This window comes from Aeromicrobium sp. 636, assembly GCF_024433585.1.
GTDB lineage: Bacteria > Actinomycetota > Actinomycetes > Propionibacteriales > Nocardioidaceae > Aeromicrobium > Aeromicrobium senzhongii.
This window is the reverse complement of sequence record NZ_WNJU01000002.1, coordinates 810,792-829,025: the sequence shown is the minus strand read 5'-3', so window position 1 is coordinate 829,025 and position 18,234 is coordinate 810,792. Positions and strand designations below refer to the sequence as shown.

The 18,234-nt window shown below is 69.9% G+C and carries 17 protein-coding genes; 7 read left to right on the top strand and 10 right to left on the bottom strand.

Annotation, left to right across the window (positions count from 1 at the left end):
* Positions 1 to 5: 5 nt before the first annotated feature.
* Entirely contained in the window at positions 6 to 1,436 is a 1,431-nt protein-coding gene (gene argG / locus GL325_RS10720) for an argininosuccinate synthase (RefSeq protein ID WP_154597040.1), read from the bottom strand.
* 72 nt (positions 1,437 to 1,508) lie between these two features.
* On the opposite strand from argG, the gene GL325_RS10715 reads away from it, so the two are divergent.
* On the top strand, positions 1,509 to 3,320 hold the full coding sequence (locus tag GL325_RS10715; RefSeq protein WP_187769523.1) for a DUF2207 domain-containing protein: 1,812 nt from the start codon (positions 1,509 to 1,511) through the stop codon (positions 3,318 to 3,320).
* A gap of 67 nt (positions 3,321 to 3,387) precedes the next feature.
* On the top strand, positions 3,388 to 3,948 hold the full coding sequence (locus tag GL325_RS10710) for a LemA family protein (RefSeq protein ID WP_223111111.1): 561 nt from the start codon (positions 3,388 to 3,390) through the stop codon (positions 3,946 to 3,948).
* 79 nt (positions 3,949 to 4,027) lie between these two features.
* Here the strand turns inward: GL325_RS10710 and GL325_RS10705 are convergent, their stop codons facing one another.
* Entirely contained in the window at positions 4,028 to 5,122 is a 1,095-nt protein-coding gene (locus tag GL325_RS10705; protein ID WP_187769522.1) for a branched-chain amino acid aminotransferase, read from the bottom strand.
* A 43-nt stretch (positions 5,123 to 5,165) separates the two neighbouring features.
* Entirely contained in the window at positions 5,166 to 6,224 is a 1,059-nt protein-coding gene (locus GL325_RS10700; RefSeq protein ID WP_154597037.1) for a 3-isopropylmalate dehydrogenase, read from the bottom strand.
* Positions 6,225 to 6,717: 493 nt separating this feature from the next.
* On the opposite strand from GL325_RS10700, the gene GL325_RS10695 reads away from it, so the two are divergent.
* Both GL325_RS10695 and GL325_RS10690 read left to right on the top strand, forming a co-directional pair.
* Positions 6,718 to 7,281: an O-methyltransferase gene (locus GL325_RS10695; RefSeq protein WP_154597036.1), complete on the top strand. Its 564-nt coding sequence runs from the start codon at positions 6,718 to 6,720 to the stop codon at positions 7,279 to 7,281.
* Between the two features lie 66 nt (positions 7,282 to 7,347).
* Positions 7,348 to 7,782: an aromatic ring-opening dioxygenase LigA gene (locus tag GL325_RS10690; RefSeq protein WP_154597035.1), complete on the top strand. Its 435-nt coding sequence runs from the start codon at positions 7,348 to 7,350 to the stop codon at positions 7,780 to 7,782.
* 9 nt (positions 7,783 to 7,791) lie between these two features.
* Here GL325_RS10690 and GL325_RS10685 read toward each other — a convergent pair whose 3' ends face one another.
* Positions 7,792 to 8,397 (bottom strand): YitT family protein, encoded by a 606-nt coding sequence (locus GL325_RS10685; RefSeq protein WP_187769521.1) that lies wholly within the window; start codon positions 8,395 to 8,397, stop codon positions 7,792 to 7,794.
* Complete coding sequence (locus tag GL325_RS10680; protein ID WP_255499460.1) at positions 8,394 to 8,522, bottom strand: hypothetical protein; 129 nt, start codon at positions 8,520 to 8,522, stop codon at positions 8,394 to 8,396. Before GL325_RS10680 ends, GL325_RS10685 begins: the two co-directional genes overlap by 4 nt.
* 60 nt (positions 8,523 to 8,582) lie before the next feature.
* On the opposite strand from GL325_RS10680, the gene GL325_RS10675 reads away from it, so the two are divergent.
* The 3 genes from GL325_RS10675 (at position 8,583) to GL325_RS10665 (ending at position 12,529) form a co-directional block, all read left to right on the top strand.
* The gene (locus GL325_RS10675) at positions 8,583 to 10,028 is read left to right on the top strand and encodes a PLP-dependent aminotransferase family protein (RefSeq protein ID WP_187769520.1); all 1,446 of its coding nucleotides are present in this window, start codon (positions 8,583 to 8,585) and stop codon (positions 10,026 to 10,028) included.
* 108 nt (positions 10,029 to 10,136) lie between these two features.
* A complete protein-coding gene (locus tag GL325_RS10670; protein WP_154597032.1) occupies positions 10,137 to 11,636 on the top strand; it encodes an APC family permease in 1,500 nt (499 codons plus the stop codon).
* Positions 11,633 to 12,529 carry a universal stress protein gene (locus GL325_RS10665; protein ID WP_187411422.1) on the top strand — a complete coding sequence of 299 codons (897 nt, stop codon included), beginning with the start codon at positions 11,633 to 11,635 and terminating at the stop codon, positions 12,527 to 12,529. Before GL325_RS10670 ends, GL325_RS10665 begins: the two co-directional genes overlap by 4 nt.
* Before the next feature lie 62 nt (positions 12,530 to 12,591).
* Here GL325_RS10665 and ilvC read toward each other — a convergent pair whose 3' ends face one another.
* From ilvC to GL325_RS10640, 5 genes are all read right to left on the bottom strand, one after another.
* Positions 12,592 to 13,617 (bottom strand): ketol-acid reductoisomerase, encoded by a 1,026-nt coding sequence (gene ilvC, locus GL325_RS10660; protein ID WP_187411423.1) that lies wholly within the window; start codon positions 13,615 to 13,617, stop codon positions 12,592 to 12,594.
* Positions 13,618 to 13,686: 69 nt separating this feature from the next.
* The gene (gene ilvN / locus GL325_RS10655) at positions 13,687 to 14,217 is read right to left on the bottom strand and encodes an acetolactate synthase small subunit (protein ID WP_154597029.1); all 531 of its coding nucleotides are present in this window, start codon (positions 14,215 to 14,217) and stop codon (positions 13,687 to 13,689) included.
* On the bottom strand, positions 14,217 to 15,992 hold the full coding sequence (locus tag GL325_RS10650) for an acetolactate synthase large subunit (protein WP_154597028.1): 1,776 nt from the start codon (positions 15,990 to 15,992) through the stop codon (positions 14,217 to 14,219). Before GL325_RS10650 ends, ilvN begins: the two co-directional genes overlap by 1 nt.
* Before the next feature lie 259 nt (positions 15,993 to 16,251).
* The gene (locus GL325_RS10645; RefSeq protein WP_187769519.1) at positions 16,252 to 16,794 is read right to left on the bottom strand and encodes a GNAT family N-acetyltransferase; all 543 of its coding nucleotides are present in this window, start codon (positions 16,792 to 16,794) and stop codon (positions 16,252 to 16,254) included.
* Between the two features lie 4 nt (positions 16,795 to 16,798).
* Positions 16,799 to 18,226, bottom strand: a complete 1,428-nt coding sequence (locus GL325_RS10640; protein ID WP_187769518.1) for an SDR family oxidoreductase — start codon at positions 18,224 to 18,226, stop codon at positions 16,799 to 16,801.
* Positions 18,227 to 18,234: the final 8 nt, after the last annotated feature.

Genomic DNA, 18,234 nt, shown 5'->3' with positions numbered 1-18,234 from the left:
CGCGCTCAGTCCGTCCCGAACTCCATGGCGGCCGCCTCCAGCGCGGCCTCCTCGTCACCCTCGACGGAGGGGTTGGCCTCGATTCGCATGGCGCCGCCGGCGGGCAGCTCACCGAAGAGCGTGCCGTTCTCGACGAGCACCTGACCCTGGTCGAGCGGCTGCGAGGCGTACATCTCCAGCTTGGCGCGCGAGTCGGCGATGTCGAGGTTGCGCATCGTCAGCTGGCCGATCCGGTCGACCGGGCCGAACGCGGCGTTCTCGGTGCGCTCCATCGACAGCTTGTCGGGGTGGTACGAGAAGTTCGATCCCTGCGTGTCGGTGATCGTGTAGTCCTCACCGCGCCGCAGCCGCATCGTGACCGAGCCGCTGACCAGCGAGGCGATCCACCGCTGGATCGACTCGCGCAGCATCATCGCCTGCGGGTCGAGCCACCGGCCCTCGTACATCAGCCGGCCCAGCCGACGGCCGTGCTGGTGGTAGTTCGCGATGGTGTCCTCGTTGTGGACCGCGTTGACGAGCCGCTCGTAGGCGATCCACAGCAGTGCCATGCCCGGCGCCTCGTAGATGCCCCGGCTCTTGGCCTCGATGATCCGGTTCTCGATCTGGTCGGACATGCCCAGGCCGTGACGGCCACCGATCGTGTTGGCCTCGTGGACCAGGGCGACGGGGTCGTCGAAGCGGACGCCGTTGATCGCGACCGGCCGGCCCTCCTCGAACGTGACGGTCACGTCCTCGGCGTCGATGTCGACGGCCGGGTCCCAGAACTTCACGCCCATGATCGGGTCGACGGTCTCGAGCGAGACGTCGAGGTGCTCGAGGGTCTTGGCCTCGTGGGTCGCGCCCCAGATGTTGGCGTCGGTCGAGTAGGCCTTCTCCTGGCTGTCCCGGTACGGCAGGTCGTGGTCGGTGAGCCACTGGCTCATCTCCGCGCGCCCGCCCAGCTCGTGGACGAAGTCGGCGTCGAGCCAGGGCTTGTAGATCCGCAGCTCGGGGTTGGCCAGCAGGCCGTAGCGGTAGAACCGCTCGATGTCGTTGCCCTTGAAGGTCGAGCCGTCGCCCCAGATGTTGACGCCGTCCTCCTGCATCGCGCGCACGAGCAGCGTGCCCGTGACGGCGCGGCCGAGCGGCGTCGTGTTGAAGTACGTGCGGCCCGCCGACTTGATGTGGAAGGCGCCGCAGGCCAGCGCGGCCAGACCCTCGTCGACGAGGGGGCGCTTGCAGTCGATCGCGCGGGCGAGCTCGGCGCCGTACTCCATGGCGCGGCCGGGAACGCCGGAGATGTCCGGCTCGTCGTACTGGCCGAGATCGGCCGTGTAGGTGCAGGGGACGGCGCCCTTGTCGCGCATCCATGCGACGGCGACGGAGGTGTCGAGACCGCCGGAGAAGGCGATGCCGACGCGCTCGCCGGCTGGCAGACTGGTGAGGACCTTGGACATGTGGAACATTCTTGCACACCACTGCAAGTAATTGCACCGTGGGTCGCGCCAGGTTGCTCTAGGCTCCGGGCCATGGCTCGCGTCCTGCTCCGCCTCGTGACCGCGGTCGTCATGATCGGCCTGCTGCTCGTTCCCGCCCTCGCGACGATGAGCGACCCGACCGACAGCGCCGTCGCCGACCCGGTGACGATCACCGAGTATCGCGCCGACTACGACGTCGCCGAGGACGGCACCCTCACCGCCACAGAGAAGATCACGGCCGACTTCCCGACCGGGCGCCACGGCATCTTCCGGTACTGGGACCTGGCCGACCTGGCCGACACCGGCGTGCGGTACCGCCCCCGCGACGTCAGGATCCGGCTCGACGGCGAGCCCGTCCCCGTCTCGGCCTACTGGGAGCAGGGCCGGCGGTTCCGCGTCGCCCAGATCGGCGACCCCGACGCCTACCTGACGCCCGGGTCGCACACCTACACACTCCAGTACCGCATCGACGGCGTCCTCGGCCCCAATCCCGACCGCCTCGCCGGATCGAGCGCCAGCTGGACCGGTGGCGACTCCGATCGCTCGGAGTTCGTGTGGCAGGTCGTCGCGGCCGGTTGGAGCATGCCGATCCGCCAGGCCGACCTGCGCGTCACGCTCCCCCACGTCACGGACCGCCTCGAGTGTTCGATCGGCGACGGCCGCACCTGCACGGTCGCGGGCGACGGCACCCGCACGCTGCGCATCACCGCATCCGATCTCCCGCCCAACACCCCGGTGGTCCTGCGGGCGGCGATGGACGCGCCGGCCCCCGATCGACCCCACCTCCCGTGGTCGATCGACTGGGACCGCCTGTTCGGCAGCTCGCTCAACCCGTTCCTGCTGGTGATGCTCCTCGCGGCCGTCGCCCTCGGGGCCGGTTACCTGCTCGATCGTCTGTCCCGCGAGCGGCGGCCCGGACTCCCCGTGCTCTTCGAGCCTCCCGCCGGACTCGGACCCGTGCAGGCGGCGTACATCGTGGATGAACGCGTCCCGCGGCGCGCTCTCACGGCCACCTTGATGCACCTGGCCGAGCAGGGGCACGTCGAGCTGCACGAGAACAGTGGCAGCTGGACCGTCAAGGGCACCCTCGCCAAGGACGCGTGGGACACCCTCGATCCCGTCGCGCAACACGTGGTGTCCGGGCTGGGCCTGCGCGGCCAGAACGGCCCCACCTTCACGGCCGACGGAACGCCGCGCTCGGGCAAACGGCTCTCCGCCGTGAAGTCGGCCATCCCCGGGGTGGCCGAGGCGTGGGCCACCACGAGCGGTGCGACCGTTCGCACGCGCAGCGTCTGGACGTGGCGCGTGCTGTTCATCGTCGCGGTGGCCGTCGTCGCCGTCGCGACGTTCTTCGGTCTGACCGGCCTGTACCTCATACCGTTCGCGGCCTTCGCCGTCGGCTCGGTCGGCGTCCTGATGCCCGGGGCCGGCTCGCGCCGGACCGCGAAAGGTCGCGAGCTGTGGTCGCGCGCCGGCGGGTTCGAGCGCTTCCTGGGCACCGACGCCTCGCAGGACCGCTTCGACTTCAGTGGCCGCGAGCAGCTCTACACCGCGTACATCCCCTATGCCGTCGCGTTCGGGGTGGCCGACCGGTGGGCCCGCAAGTACGAGGTCGCCACGGGACAGTCCGCTCCGATGCCCCACTGGTACCCCGTCGCGGTCGGGGCCCACGTCGGTGGTGGCTCCGTGCTACTCGGCGGTGGCGATGCGTACAGCGGCTTCGAGCGCGCGGTCTCGAGCTCCATCAATGCCTACAGCGCCACCCAGTCGTCGTCCTCCTCGGGCGGCGGGGGTGGCGGTGGAGGCGGGGGTGGCGGGTTCAGCGGCGGTGGCGGAGGCGGCGGAGGTGGCGGCTCGTGGTGAGTCCGCACGACGGCACCCTGCCGCGCACTAGAGTCACCATCAATCCAAGACCCCGGAGGTACCTGTCTTGATCTGGATCATCGTCGCGATCGTCGTCGTCCTGGCCCTCGTGCTGTTCGGTGTGGTGGCGTTCAACAGGCTGCGTACCGCCGACATCGGCGCCCAGGAGGCGCTGGGTGGCATCGACGTCCAGCTCACCCGCCGCGCCGACCTCATCCCCAACCTGGTGAACACCGTGAAGGGATACGCCGAGCACGAGCGCGGCGTCTTCGAGGAGGTCACCGCTGCGCGTGCCGGCGTCACGGAGGCGGCGCGCTCGGGCTCCGTCGAGCAGCGGGCCGTCGCCGAGGGCCGACTGGACCGCGCCCTGGTCGACGTGATGGCGGTGGCCGAGGCGTACCCCGACCTCAAGGCCTCGGCGAACTTCCAGCAGCTGCAGTCCGACCTGCGCGACACCGAGGACAAGCTCTCGTTCGCGCGTCAGTACTACAACGACGCCGTGCGCCGGCTCAACGAGCTCGTGCGCACGATCCCGTGGCTGTTCTTCACCGGTCTGGCCGGGGTCAAGGAGCGCACGTTCTACGACGCCCCCGACGGCCAGGACACCGCCCCGTCCGTCCAGTTCTGACCCGAGATTTGCTCCGAGACTGACCTTTCAGAGCCTCTGAAAGGTCGGAAGGGGAGCAAATCTCGGGCTGCGGGAGAGGTCAGAGGACCTGCGTCATCCAGCCGTGGGTGTCCTTGGCGCGGCCGTACTGGACGTCGAGCAGGGCCGAGCGGATGTCGGCGGTGACCTTGCCGGACTCGCCCTCGGCGCTCACGACCTCGCCGCCGTCCCACTTGAGCTTGCCCACCGGCGTGACGACCGCGGCGGTGCCGCAGGCGAAGACCTCGGAGATCGTGCCGTCGGCGACACCGTCGCGCCAGTCGTCGATCGAGATCCGGCGCTCGACGACCTCGTGGCCGAGATCCTTGGCGATGGCCAGGATCGAGTCACGGGTGACGCCCTCGAGGATCGAGCCGCTGAGCTCGGGCGTGACGAGCGTGCCGTCTGCGTGGACGAAGTACAGGTTCATGCCGCCGAGCTCCTCGATCCACCGGTTCTCGACGGAGTCCAGGAACGCCACCTGCGCGCATCCGTTGGCGGCGGCCTCCTGCTGGGGCAGCAGGCTGGCGGCGTAGTTGCCGCCGCACTTGGCCGCACCCGTGCCACCGAAGCCCGCCCGGCTGTACTGGCTGGACAGCCAGATGTCGACCGGCTTGACCCCTTCGGCGAAGTACGCGCCGGCGGGCGAGGCGATCACCGAGTAGGTCACGTGCTGGCTCGGCCGCACCCCGAGGAAGACCTCGGACGCGAACATGAACGGCCGCAGGTAGAGGCTGCGCTCCTCACCCGTCGGCACCCACTCGCGGTCGGTCTCGATGAGCGCCTTGACCGATCCGATGAACCAGTCCACGGGCAGCTCGGGCAGCGCCAGCCGATGGGCCGAGCGCTGCATCCGCAGCGCGTTGGCCTCGGGCCGGAACAGCCACACCGAGCCGTCGGCATGGGTGTAGGCCTTGAGGCCCTCGAAGATCTCCTGCGCGTAGTGCAGGACCGCGGTCGCCGGGTCGAGGGACAGCGGGCCGTACGGCACGACGCGGGCGTCGTGCCAATCGCGGTCCGGCGTCCACTCCGCCAGGAACATGTGATCGGTGAAGTAGTTGCCGAAGCCGGGATCAGCGAGGATCTCGGCGCGATCGGCGGCGCTGCGCGCGTTCGGATTCGTTTCGATCCTGGGAGAGAACGCGGGGGTGGTCATGCCGGACACGATAGTCCTTTCGCGGGGGTGGGAGGTCAGGTCGTCAGGCGACCGGTACCTCCGTGGCCACGCGCTCGGCGATGGCCTCCCCCACCTCCTGCGTCGAACGGGGCTGACCGTCGCGCGCGGCGATGTCGGCCTCGACCGCGGCGGTGATGCGCTGGGCCTCGGCGGCGTGCCCCAGGTGCTCCAGCAGCAGACCGGCCGACAGGATCGCGGCGGTCGGGTCGGCCTTGGACTGACCCGCGATGTCGGGAGCCGAGCCGTGGACCGGCTCGAACATGCTCGGCGACGTGCGGTCGGGGTTGACGTTGCCGCTGGCGGCCAGGCCGATGCCACCGGTGATCGCGGCGGCGAGGTCGGTCAGGATGTCGCCGAACAGGTTGTCCGTGACGATGACGTCGAAGCGGCCCGGATCGGTCGCCAGGAAGATCGTGGCGGCGTCGACGTGCAGGTAGTCGACCGTGACGTCGGGGAACTCGGCGCCGACGGCCTCGACCGTGCGGCTCCAGAGGTGACCGGCGTGCACGAGCACGTTGTTCTTGTGCACGAGCGTCAGCTTGCGACGCGGGCGGGCCTGCGCACGGGCGAAGGCGTCGCGGACGACGCGCTCGACTCCGAACGCCGTGTTGAGGCTGACCTCGGTGGCGACCTCGTGGGGGGTGCCCACGCGGATGGCGCCGCCGTTGCCCACGTACGGACCCTCGGTGCCCTCACGCACGACGACGAAATCGATCTCGCCGGGGTCGGCGAGCGGCGTCGGGACACCGGGGAACAACTTCGACGGACGCAGGTTCACGTAGTGGTCCAGCTCGAACCGCAGCCGCAGCAGCAGTCCGCGCTCGAGCACGCCCGACGGGACCGACGGGTCGCCGACGGCGCCCAGCAGGATCGCGTCGTGCCCGCGGATCTCCTCGAGCACCGTGTCGGGCAGCGTCTCGCCCGTGGCGTGCCAGCGGCGCGCCCCCAGGTCGTAGGCCGTCCGGTCGAACGTGAGGCCGGAGCCCTGCGCGACGACGTCGAGAACCTTCAGGGCCTGGTCGGTGACCTCGGGTCCGATGCCGTCTCCGGCAACGACCGCGAGCGAGTAGGTGCTGGTCATGTGTCCCATCCTATGACTGGCGATCTCAGATGCTGAAACTCGGGTCTCGGCATCCGGTCGTCAGTTGTCCTCGGGGACGATGTCGAATTCGCCGGTCTCGTCGCGCAGATGGGCCGGGCCCCATTCGATGATGGCGGTGGGTGCGTACATGGGTGCTCCTCTGAAGGAAAGTGGCGGGGTGTCGTGCGGGATCCGACGGGACCGACGACCCTGCGGGGCCACGAGCTGAGACGGGTGACGTCGATCAGCGATTTCAGAGGAGGAGAACCAGGTCCTGGTCCAGAACATCTGCTGCAGAGTCGTCGAGCCAACGCCGAAACTCCGCGGCAGGTGTGGCCCTAGGAGGTCCTGCCGCGGCAAGCGATGAGTACGAGCTGCTTCCGCATGGCCGCGAGCATACACGCCGAGAGGGTCAGCGGAACCCACCTTCTGGGGAGCGTCTCAGACCGTGACTGCCACTGCCGTCCCGCGAGCCACGTGGAACACTGGTCTGATGAGCGCACCGGCCGAAGTCCCCGAACTGGTCGCCCGCGCGCTGGACCTGTCCCGGCGCCGCGGGTTCATCACCTCGACCCGCAGCGAGACCGGCCGACTGCTGGCCGCCCTCGCCGCGTCGCGGACCGGCACCCTCGCCGAGTTGGGCACCGGGTGCGGCGTCGGATCGGCGTGGCTGTCCAGCGGCGCCCCCAAGGGCGCCCACATCGTCACCGCCGAGCTCGACCCGGGCCTCTCGAAGGACGTGCAGGGCATCTTCCACGACGCCGAGAACGTCGAGGTGACGTGTGGCGACTGGACGGTCCTGGAGCAGTACGCCCCGTTCTCGCTGCTGTTCGTCGACGTGCGCGAGGTCATGGCCAGCATCGACCTGCTGGCGGATCTGCTCGAGCCCGGAGGCATCGCGGTGCTGGACGACTTCGTCCCGTCGCCGTTCTGGCCGCCGATCGTCGACGGCCAGGTCGACACGGTCCGCGAGCAGTGGCTGACCGACGAGCGCTTCGCCGCCGTCGAGATGCTGATCGATCCCGACGCCAGCCTCATCATCGCCACGCGTCGCTGATCTGGGCAGAAACGCGAATCGCGCCTAGGGTCAGCCCCACAGGGTTCCCGACGGAAGGCGCACGTCATGTCCGATTCGCACACCGCCCATCACACCCGCAACACCGGCGGCGTCCGCGTCGTCGGACTGCTCTCGATCCTGGCCGGGATCGTGCTGATCATCGCCGGCGCGGCCACCTGGTACGTCGTCACCGACCAGCTCAAGGCCCAGGACATCACCGTCGCCGAGGACGCCGAGTGGTTCGGCGGCAAGCAGGTCAACGGCCCACTCGACGCCTACTCCGAGGCCCAGGTCATCGAGAAGCACGCCCTGGAGGCGACGGGCGGCAAGACCTACGCCCAGCTGGAGCAGGACGATCCGGTGCGTGAGGTCGCGATGAACGCGTCGTTCCTGCGCGCCTCGCTCTTCACCTCGGTCGTGGCCTACGGTGTCGCGGCGTTCGCCATGGGCATGGGCGTCCTGTGGCTCCTGCTGGGCTGGTCGTTGCGCAAACTCGCCTGAGCCCTCCGTTCACGCGGCGGCCGGCTCCGGCTCCGGCCCCGGGGGACGGATCTCGAACAGCGGCAGGAAGACCTGCACGATGGGACCGATACCCAGCGCGTAGAGGACCGTGCCGAGGCCCACCGTTCCCCCGAGCGCGAAACCGCTGACCAGCACGAGGACCTCCAGACCGGTGCGCACCCGCCGCACGCTGGCCCCGGTCCGACGCACGACGCCCGTCCACAGCCCGTCCCGCGGACCGGTGCCCAGACCCGCGCCCACGTACATCGCACCGGCCAGGCCGTTGCCCACCACGCCGAGCAGCAGGAGCAGCGATCCGAGCAGCACGCCGTCGGCCGGCGGCAGGACCGCGAGGGTGGCGTCGGCGGCGATGCCGATCACGAGCACGTTCAGCACGGTGCCGATCCCGGGACGCTGGCGCAGCGGGATCCACAGCAGGAGCAGCAGCGCGCCCACGGCGATCACGACCTGCCCGAAGGTCAACGGCACGTGATGCGTGACGCCCTCGTGGAACACGTCCCACGGGTTGAGCCCGAGCCCCGCTCGCACCATGAACGCCATCGTGGCGCCGTAGAGCCACAGGCCGATCAGCAACTGCACCATCCGCCGCGTCATCGACGCGGCTCCGGCCGCCGAGCGATCCGCGCCGTCGGCACCCGCCGCAGGCCGTCGCGCCGGACGGCCCGCACCGTCGCCACCATCGCCCACACTGCGAGGGCCAGCATCATCCACCAGAACATTCCCCCAGCATGCGCGCGATTGGACTTGGTTTCCATGGCCAATCGCGCCAAGGTGGCCACATGAACAGAGCAGCGCCCCTCACCGCCCGCCGATTGGCCACTGTCGTGGGGTCCTGGGACGCCGGAGCCGGACCCACGTACCGGCGGCTGGCGGCGGCGATCCGCACCGCCGTGATGGACGGCCGCATCACCACCGGCACCCGCCTGCCCAGCGAGCGCAGCCTCGCGGAGGCCACCGGACTGAGCCGGACCACGACGACGCGCGCCTACGAGGTGCTGCGCGAGGACGGCCTGGTGCGCACGCGCCAGGGTTCGGGCACCGTGGTGGAGCTGCCGTTCGGCGTGTCGGGCTCGATGAGCATGCTCGCTCGCCCGGACCGCCCGGACGGCATCGCGATGACGGCCGCCGCCTCCGAGGCTCCCGACGGATTCTCCGCACTGGTCGAGCGTGCGATGTCCGCCCTCCCCTCGGTCCTGGCGACGGACGGCTATCTGCCCGACGGACTGCCGGTCCTGCGTGAGCGGATCGCCGCGCGGTACTCCCGCCACGGAATGCCGACCGACCCCGACCAGATCATCGTCACCACGGGCGCCCAGAGCGCGCTGTCGCTGTTGGTCTCGGCCCTGGTCCGGCCGGGAGACCGCGTCCTGGTGGAGGGCTGCGGCTATCCGCACGCCTTCGACATGCTCCAACGCGCCGGCGCTCGCCTCCTCCCCCTGCCCATCGCCGACTCCCCCTGGCCCGTCGACGAGGTCGCGAGGCTCGCGCCCGCGGCCCGGTTGGCGCTCCTCGTGCCCGACTTCCACAATCCGACCGGGGCCTCGATGTCGTCCGAGGCGCGTGCCGAGATCGCCCGGTCGCTGGCGCGCGGGTCCGTCACCACGATCATCGACGAGACGCTGCGGGACGTGAACGTCAGCGGACTCCCCCAGCCCGAGCACTACGGCGTGCACGCGCCGGACGCGATCGTCGTCGGATCCGTGGCCAAGTCGCTCTGGGGCGGGCTGAGGATCGGCTGGATCCGGGCACCCCGCACGCTCGTGCCGCGCCTCGTGCAGGCCCGCATGGTGCGTGACCTCGGCACCGCGGCGCTGGACCAGCTGATCGTGGCCACGGCGCTCGAGGACGGGGAGATCGACCTGCGCACGCGGACCGCCGATCTGCGCGAGCGACGTGACGTCCTGCTGGACGCCGTCAGCCGCCGCCTGCCGGACTGGCAGGTGAGCCGGCCCGACGGAGGACTCTCGGCCTGGGCGACCCTGCCGGCACCGTTGAGCTCGGCACTGACGTCCGTGGCGCTCGGCGAAGGGCTCACCCTGACACCCGGCCCGCGGTTCTTCCCCACCGTGCCCATCCTCGGTGAGCACCATCTGCGGCTGCCGTTCGCCCTGCGTCCCGAGATGCTCGAGGAGGCGGTCGTCCGGCTGGCCCGCGCGTGGGCCCTCGTGACCAGCGGTCAGACCGGCGGCACGGCCGACCCGGACGCCGTCGACCTCATCGCCTGAATGACGTCGGTCACGGCGTCCTCGCTCGTGTTGCGAGTCACCCGCCGGGCCCGCAGAGTTCCATAAGGCCGCCCGTTCGGGGCCGGCCTCGAACGGGCGAGGAGCGGCATGGACCTGTTGCGAAAGAAGAGTGTCGACGACGTCATCCACCAGAACGACGACGTCGGCCCCGACGGCGACTCGCCCGACGGCGCCGGTCACCTCCAGAAGCACCTCTCGGCCAAGGACCTGGTCGGGTTCGGCATCGGCATCGTGATCGGCACCGGCATCTTCACGCTGACCGGCCTGCAGGCCAAGGTCAACGCCGGTCCGGCCGTGACCATCTCGTTCCTCATCGCCGGTGCGGTGGCCCTGCTGGCGGCCCTCTGCTACGCCGAGCTGGCGTCCGCCGTGCCGACCGCCGGCAGCTCGTACACCTACAGCTACACCACGATCGGCGAGATCTTCGCCTGGATCATCGCGTGGGACCTGATCCTGGAGTTCGCGCTCGGGTCGGCCGTCGTGGCTCGTGGCTGGTCCGGATACCTGGCCGGTGTCTTCGACCTCCCGGACAAGTGGTTCGCAGAGGAGGGCTCCGTCGTCAACGTCGGGGCGATCTTCATCGTGGTGCTGCTGGGCTGGGTCGCGATGCGCGGCATCCGCGAGTCGGCGTGGGTGACCAACGGCCTGGTCGTCATCAAGGTCTCGGTCTGCATCTTCGTGATCGCGGTGGGCGCCTTCTTCGTCAAGACAGGCAACCTCGTCCCCTTCATCCCCCAGTCCGCACCTCCCGAGGGCGGCGAGGAGGCCAGTGGATTGCACGCCCCGCTGTGGCAGTTCGTGTCAGGCGTCGAACCGGCCACCTTCGGCATCACGGGCATCTTCGTCGCGGCCGCGGTCGTGTTCTTCGCCTACTCGGGCTTCGAGGCCGTCGCCAACCTCGGCGAGGAGACCAAGAACCCCAAGCGCGACATGCCGCTCGGCCTGCTGGGAACCCTGGGCATCTGCACCCTGCTCTACGTCGGCGTCTGCTTGGTGCTGACCGGCATGGTCCACTACTCCAAGCTGTCCGAGGGTGACGCCGTGGCCGATGTCTTCGACCAGGTGGGCTTGGAGTGGGCCGGCATCCTCATCGGCGTCGCCGCCGTGGCCGGCTTGACCTCGGTCATCCTGGTCGACCTGGTCGCGATGCCGCGCATCGGCTTCGCTCTGGCGCGCGACGGGCTGCTGCCCGAGGCGTTCCGCCGCATCCACCCCACGTGGGGCACTCCCGTGCTGATGACGGGCATCACGATCGTGGCCGTCGCGTTGCTGGCCGGCTTCGTGCCGATCTCGATCCTCGCCGAGATGGTGAGCATCGGCACCCTGTTCGCCTTCGTCGTCGTGGCGATCGCCGTCATCGTCCTGCGCCGCACGCAGCCCGACATGAACCGGCCCTTTCGCACGCCGTGGGTGCCGCTGGTGCCGATCGTCACCGTGGCTTCGTGCTTCGGCCTGATGGCCAGCCTCAAGGTGGACACGTGGCTGCGCTTCGTGGTCTGGCTGGCGCTGGGCTTCGTCGTGTACTTCCTCTACGGCTACAAGCACTCGAAGCTCCACCAACAGGCCGCGGGGAAGGAGTCGGCGTGAGCATCGTCGTCGGGTTCGGGTCGGACACCCGCAACGCCGCTCCGCTGGAGCTGGCGGCCGAGCTCTCGCGCACCACCGGCGACGAGCTCGTGCTGGTCAGCGTCATGCAGGACAGCTGGGGGTCGCTGCGCGACTTCGCGGGCGTCGAGGACGAGTGGCGTGCGGACCTCCGTGAGCAGGCCGAGGAGGCGATCGCCACCGCGCGCGAGCATCTCGGCCCCGACGTCCAGCCGACCGCGGTCACCAGGACGGCGACGTCGGTCCCCCAAGCGCTCCTGGACGAGTGCATCGCCCGCCGGGCCAGGATGCTCGTCGCCGGGTCGGCCTCGCACGGCGCACTGGGCCGGATCGCGTTCGGCAGCACGAACGACCGCCTCGCACACAGCTCGGTCGTCCCCATCGCGCTGGCCCCTCGGGGCTACCGCTCCCACGACGACGGCATCCAACGCCTCGTGGTGGCCGTCGACCCCACCGCGTCGGACGTCGCGCTGCACCAGCCCATCGCCGATCTCGCGTCGTGGCTGAAGGTGCCGGTCGAGATCGTCACGTTCGCGGTGCGCAGCGGCTCACGCACGGCGTACTCGGCCTTCGCCGACCAAGGTGTCCAGCAGGCGTGGAGCACCTTGGTCCGCAACCATCAGCAGGAACTGGCGGACAAGATCCGCGAGCTGGCGCCCGACACCGAGGTGACGACCGACCAGGTCACCACGGCCGAGCGCTGGTCCCTGGCACTGGAGTCCTACCAGTGGCGCGCCGGCGACCTTCTCGCCGTGGGATCGAGCCGGCACGGCCCCGTGGCGCGCGTCTTCGTCGGCTCGACGGCGACGCGCATCGTCAACCACAGCCCCGTGCCGGTCGTGCTGCTTCCCCGGCCCCGGCCCCGGACACACTGAACGCGGCGCCCCACACCGACCCGAGGGTCGGCGGGGACGCCGCGTCCGGAGACTTCAGCCGATCAGCGAGCCGCGCTGCCCTCGGTGTAGTCGTCGTCCGACTGCTTCCAGGAGAAGTGCGAGCGCAGCGTCTTGCCGGTGGCCTCGATCGGGTGACCGGCCTCCTTCTCACGCAGCTCGAGGAACTCCTTGCCGCCGTTGTCCTGATCGGCGATGAACCGCTCGGCGAACGCGCCGGACTGGATGTCCTTCAGCACCTCGACCATGCGCGCCTTGACGCCTTCGTCGATGACGCGCGGGCCCGAGACGTAGTCGCCGTACTCGGCGGTGTCGGAGATGCTCCAACGCTGCTTGGCGATGCCGCCCTCCCACATCAGGTCGACGATGAGCTTGAGCTCGTGCAGGACCTCGAAGTAGGCGATCTCGGGCTGGTAGCCCGCCTCGGTCAGCGTCTCGAAGCCGGCCTGGACCAGGTGGGACACGCCACCGCACAGGACGGCCTGCTCACCGAACAGGTCGGTCTCGGTCTCCTCGGTGAAGGTCGTCTTGATGACGCCGGCGCGCGTGCCGCCGATGGCCTTCGCGTACGAGAGCGCGAGGTCCCAGGCGGTGCCGGAGGCGTCCTGCTCGACCGCGATGATGTCGGGGATGCCACGGCCCGCGACGTACTCACGACGCACCGTGTGGCCGGGGGCCTTGGGCGCGACCATGATGACGTCGATACCTTCGGCGGGCTTGATGTAGCCGAACCGGATGTTGAAGCCGTGGCCGAACACGAGGGCGTCGCCCGTGGTGAGGTTCGGGGCGATGAACTCGGTGTACACGTGACGCTGGACCTGGTCGGGCGTCAGGATGACGATGACGTCCGACTCCTCGACGGCCTCAGCGACGGACAGGACGCGCAGGCCCTCGGCCTCGGCCTTCGCCTTGCTCTTGCTGCCTTCGAGCAGGCCGATGCGCACGTCGACACCCGAGTCGCGCAGGTTGAGCGCGTGGGCGTGACCCTGGCTGCCGTAGCCGATCACGGCCACGTTCTTGCCCTGGATCAGGGACAGGTCGGCGTCGTCGTCATAGAACAGTTCAGCCACGATGGGGTTCTCCTTGTTGAGGGGTCTGGGACGCAGGCACGTGCGCCGGCGTGATGGAAGCGAAGAGGCTCAGCCGGCGGCCGTGCCGGGGACGGTGCGCAGCGTGCGGTCGGTGATCGACCGCGAGCCGCGGCCGATCGCGACGCGACCGGACTGGACGATCTCGCGGATGCCGAACGGCTCGAGCACGTTGAGCATCGCGGTGAGCTTGCCGGAGTCGCCGGTGGCCTCGACGGTGACCGAGTCCACGGCCACGTCGACGATCTTGGCGCGGAACAGCTGCACCGTCTCGAGGACCTGCCCGCGGGTCTGCTGGTCGGTCTTGACCTTGATCAGCATGAGCTCACGCTCGACGGCGCCGCCGGAGTCGAGCTCGACGATCTTGAGCACGTTGACCAGCTTGTTGAGCTGCTTGGTGACCTGCTCCAGAGGCAGCTCGTCGACGTTGACGACGATCGTCATGCGCGAGACCTCGGGGATCTCGGTCTGGCCGACGGCCAACGAGTCGATGTTGAAGCCGCGGCGCATGAACAGGCTCGACACGCGAGCCAGGACGCCGGGGGTGTTCTCGACCAGCACGCTCAGAGTGTGTTGGGGCATCAGAGGTCTTCCTCATCCCATTCGGGGGCCAGATCGCGGGCGATCTTGATGTCGTCGTTGCTCGTGCCGGCCGCGACCATCGGCCAGACCATGGCGTCGCGCTCGACCACGAAGTCGATCACGACGGGCACGTCGTTGATGCTCATCGCCTTGGCGATGACCTCGTCGAGCTCGTCCTCGCTCTCGCAGCGCAGACCCACGCAGCCGTAGGCCTCGGCCAGCTTGACGAAGTCGGGGATCCGGCGCGCCCCGATGGACTCGGGACCGGAGTGCAGGTCGGTGTTGGAGTAGCGGCCCTCGTAGAACAGGGTCTGCCACTGGCGCACCATGCCCAGCGAGGAGTTGTTGATGACCGCGACCTTGATCGGGATGCCCTCCAGCGCGCACGTGGCGAGCTCCTGGTTGGTCATCTGGAAGCAGCCGTCGCCGTCGATGGCCCACACGACGCGATCGGGGGCGCCGACCTTGGCGCCCATCGCGGCGGGCACGCCGTAGCCCATCGTGCCGGCGCCGCCGGAGTTGAGCCACTGGCGCGGGCGCTCGTACTGCACGAACTGGGCGGCCCACATCTGGTGCTGTCCGACGCCCGAGGTGTAGATCGCCTCGGGACCGGCGGCGGCGTTGATGCGCTCGATGACCGTCTGGGGCGCGAGGCCGCCGTCGGTCTTGTCGTACGCGACCGGGAACTTCTCCTTGACGCCGACGATGTACTTCCGCCAAGCGGTGTACTCACCCGTCAGCTCGTCCTCGTCGGTCTGCTTCTGCAGCGCGCGGATGAGGTCGGCGATGACCTCGCGGGCGTCGCCCACGATCGGGACGTCGGCGACGCGGTTCTTGCTGATCTCGGCCGGGTCGATGTCGGCGTGGATGACCTTGGCGCCGGGGGCGAACGTGTCGAGGTTGCCGGTCACCCGGTCGTCGAAGCGCGCGCCGAGGGTGATCAGCAGGTCGGACTTCTGCAGGCCCAGGACCGCCGCGACCGAGCCGTGCATGCCGGGCATGCCCAGGTGCAGCTCGTGCGAGTCGGGGAACGCGCCACGCGCCATGAGCGTCGTGACGACGGGGATCTGCGTGAGCTCGGCGAGGATCTTCAGCTCGGCTGCGGCCTCGGCCTTGATGACGCCGCCGCCGACGTACAGCACGGGACGCTCGGCCTCGGCGATGAGCCGGGCGGCCTCGCGCACCTGCTTGTTGTGCGGGCGCGTCGTGGGTCGGTACCCGGGCAGCGCCAGCTCGTGGGGCCACTCGTGGGTGGTCATCGCCTGCAGCGCGTCCTTCGCGACGTCGACCAGGACCGGGCCGGGACGGCCGGTGGAGGCGATGTGGAAGGCCTCGGCGACGACGCGCGGGATCTCGGCCGGGTCGGTCACGAGGAAGCTGTGCTTGGTGATCGGCATCGTGATGCCGCGGATGTCGGCCTCCTGGAAGGCGTCCGAGCCGATGACCGTGCTGGCGACCTGGCCCGTGACGGCCACGATCGGCACCGAGTCCAGGTAGGCGTCGGCGATCGCGGTGACCAGGTTCGTCGCACCCGGGCCCGAGGTCGCCATGCAGACACCGACCTTGCCGGTGGCCATGGCGTAGCCCTGGGCCGCGTGGCCCGCGCCCTGCTCGTGTCGAACCAGGATGTGTCGGATCGAGGAGTCGTACAGCGGGTCGTACGCCGGCAGAATCGCGCCGCCGGGGATCCCGAAGATGACCTCGACTCCGGCCTTCTCCAGCGATCGGACGAGGCTTTGCGCCCCGGTCATCGTCTCCGGTGCCGTCTCGGTCATTGCCTTACCCGTCTCGTCTGCCGGCCACCCCGTGATCGCAGCCGGTGCTCGGTTCCCCATCGTATTGCCTGCCTCTCCTGGTCCATTCATCGCATGAAAAAACCCTCGGCCGTGAGGCGACGAGGGCGGGACGCGCGCGGTGTGGGCCGGCGCGTCAGCGAAGTACGAGAAGCAGGGAGTGCATGGGAACAGTGTGCTCCGACCTCCTCACGTGGTCAAGTTGTGAGACCGGAAGTCCACCATGTGGACTGGAGCGTCCTCAGTGCAGCGCTGCGAGGGTCGCCGTAGGCAGGTCGCGGTCGGCGTAGACGAGGCGGACGCCGCCGGGCACGTCCCGGTCCGGCCCTCTCCAGACCTGTGTCAGCCCCGCCCGTTCGGCGGTGCGCCGCGACGCCTCGTTGTGCTCCAGCAGGTAGGCGACCACCGGGGCATCGGGAGCCACCGTGGCGGCCGCCTGCATCGCGGCCTGGACCAGCTCGCCCGCGTAGCCCTGACCGTGGTGGTCGGCCGAGACCCGGTAGTACAGGTTCCAGGTTGCGGTCGGCTTCAGCCGCACTCCCCCGATGCCCACCAGGTCGCCGCCGTCGCGCCGACGCGCGGTCCAGTAGCCGAGCGCGTCGCGCTCCCAGTCCGCGGCGTACATCGTGATCTCGTCACTGGTCTGCTGCGCGCTGGTGTGCACGCCCGACGGCAGGTGGCGCCAGACCCGCGGGTCGGCATGCAGCGCGTGCAGGTCGGCGAGGTCGTCCTGCGACACCGCCGTCAGCACCAACCGCTCGGTGGTCAGACTCGCGAGATCCATCGGCTCACCAGGGGAAGGGCTCGAAGTCCTTGAGGAAGACGCCGTGCAGGTCGACGCCGGCCTCGCCCCGGACGATCGGGTCGTAGACGCGGGCGGCGCCGTCGACGAGGTCCAGCGGGGCCTTGAAGCCCTCCTCGGCGAGGCGCTTCTTGGTGACGTGCGGACGCTCGTCGGTGATCCAGCCGGTGTCGACGGCCGTCATGAGGATGCCGTCGGTCTCGAACATCTCGCGGGCGCTGGTGCGAGTGAGCATGTTGAGCGCGGCCTTGGCCATGTTCGTGTGCGGGTGACCGGGGCCCTTGTAGCCGCGCGAGAACTGGCCCTCCATGGCCGAGACGTTGACGACGTACTTGCGTCGCGCGGGCGACGCGGCCATCGCGGGGCGCAGCCGGCTGACGAGGATGAACGGAGCGACGCTGTTGCACAGCTGGACCTCGAGCAGCTCGAGGGCGTCGACCTGGCCGACGTGCTGGACCCAGCTGTTGGTGTCGACGATGTCGGGCAGCAGTCCTCCGGCGTCGATGCGCGCGAGGTCGGCCGAGCCCGCCTCGAGGGCGATCGACGTGAGCTCCTCGGCGGTCACGGCATCGCGGGCCAGCTCCTGGTGCGTGGTGACAGAGCCGACGAGCGAGGCGGGGTGGGCGTCGCTCGTGTGGCCGAACGTGACCAACTCGGGCGTGTAGCCCTCGGGCAGCGGCTGGGACTCGGCCTCCGCGAGCGCCGAGTAGGAGCCGGGCTGGCGCTTCACCGTCTGCGCGGCGTTGTTGATGAGGATGTCGAGCGGGCCGGCCGCGGCGACCTCGTCGGCCAGGCCGATCACCTGGGCCGGGTCGCGCAGGTCGATGCCGACGATCTTGAGCCGGTCGATCCACTCGGCACTGTCGGGCTGGGCGCTGAAGCGGCGGACAGCGTCGCGCGGGAAGCGCGTCGTGATCGTGAGGTGTGCGCCGTCGCGCAGCAGCCGCAGCGCGATGTACATGCCGATCTTGGCGCGGCCTCCGGTCAGCAGGGCGCGCTTGCCGGTGAGGTCGGTGCGGGCGTCGCGCTTGGCGTGGCTCAGCGCGGCGCACTCGGGGCACAGCTGGTGGTAGAACGCGTCGACGACCGTGTACTTCTGCTTGCAGATGTAGCAGCCACGGGCGACGGTCAGCACGCCCGCGGTGGCGCCCTTGACGTTCGAGACCAGCGGGATGCCGGCGGTCTCGTCATCGATGCGGCGCGCCGAGCCGGTGGCCGTCAGCTCGATGACCTCGCGGTCGGCCTCGTTGACGGCGTCGCGCTTGGCGCGGCGGCGCTGCTTCTTAACGTCCTTGTAGAACTTGCCACAGGCGCGACGCAGGGCGATGTACGCCTCATCCTCGTCACCGAGATACTGCGCCTCACCCAGGACCTTGAGGGCGGTCTCGAGTTCGTCGTCGGTGAAGTTCGGCACCCCGGAAT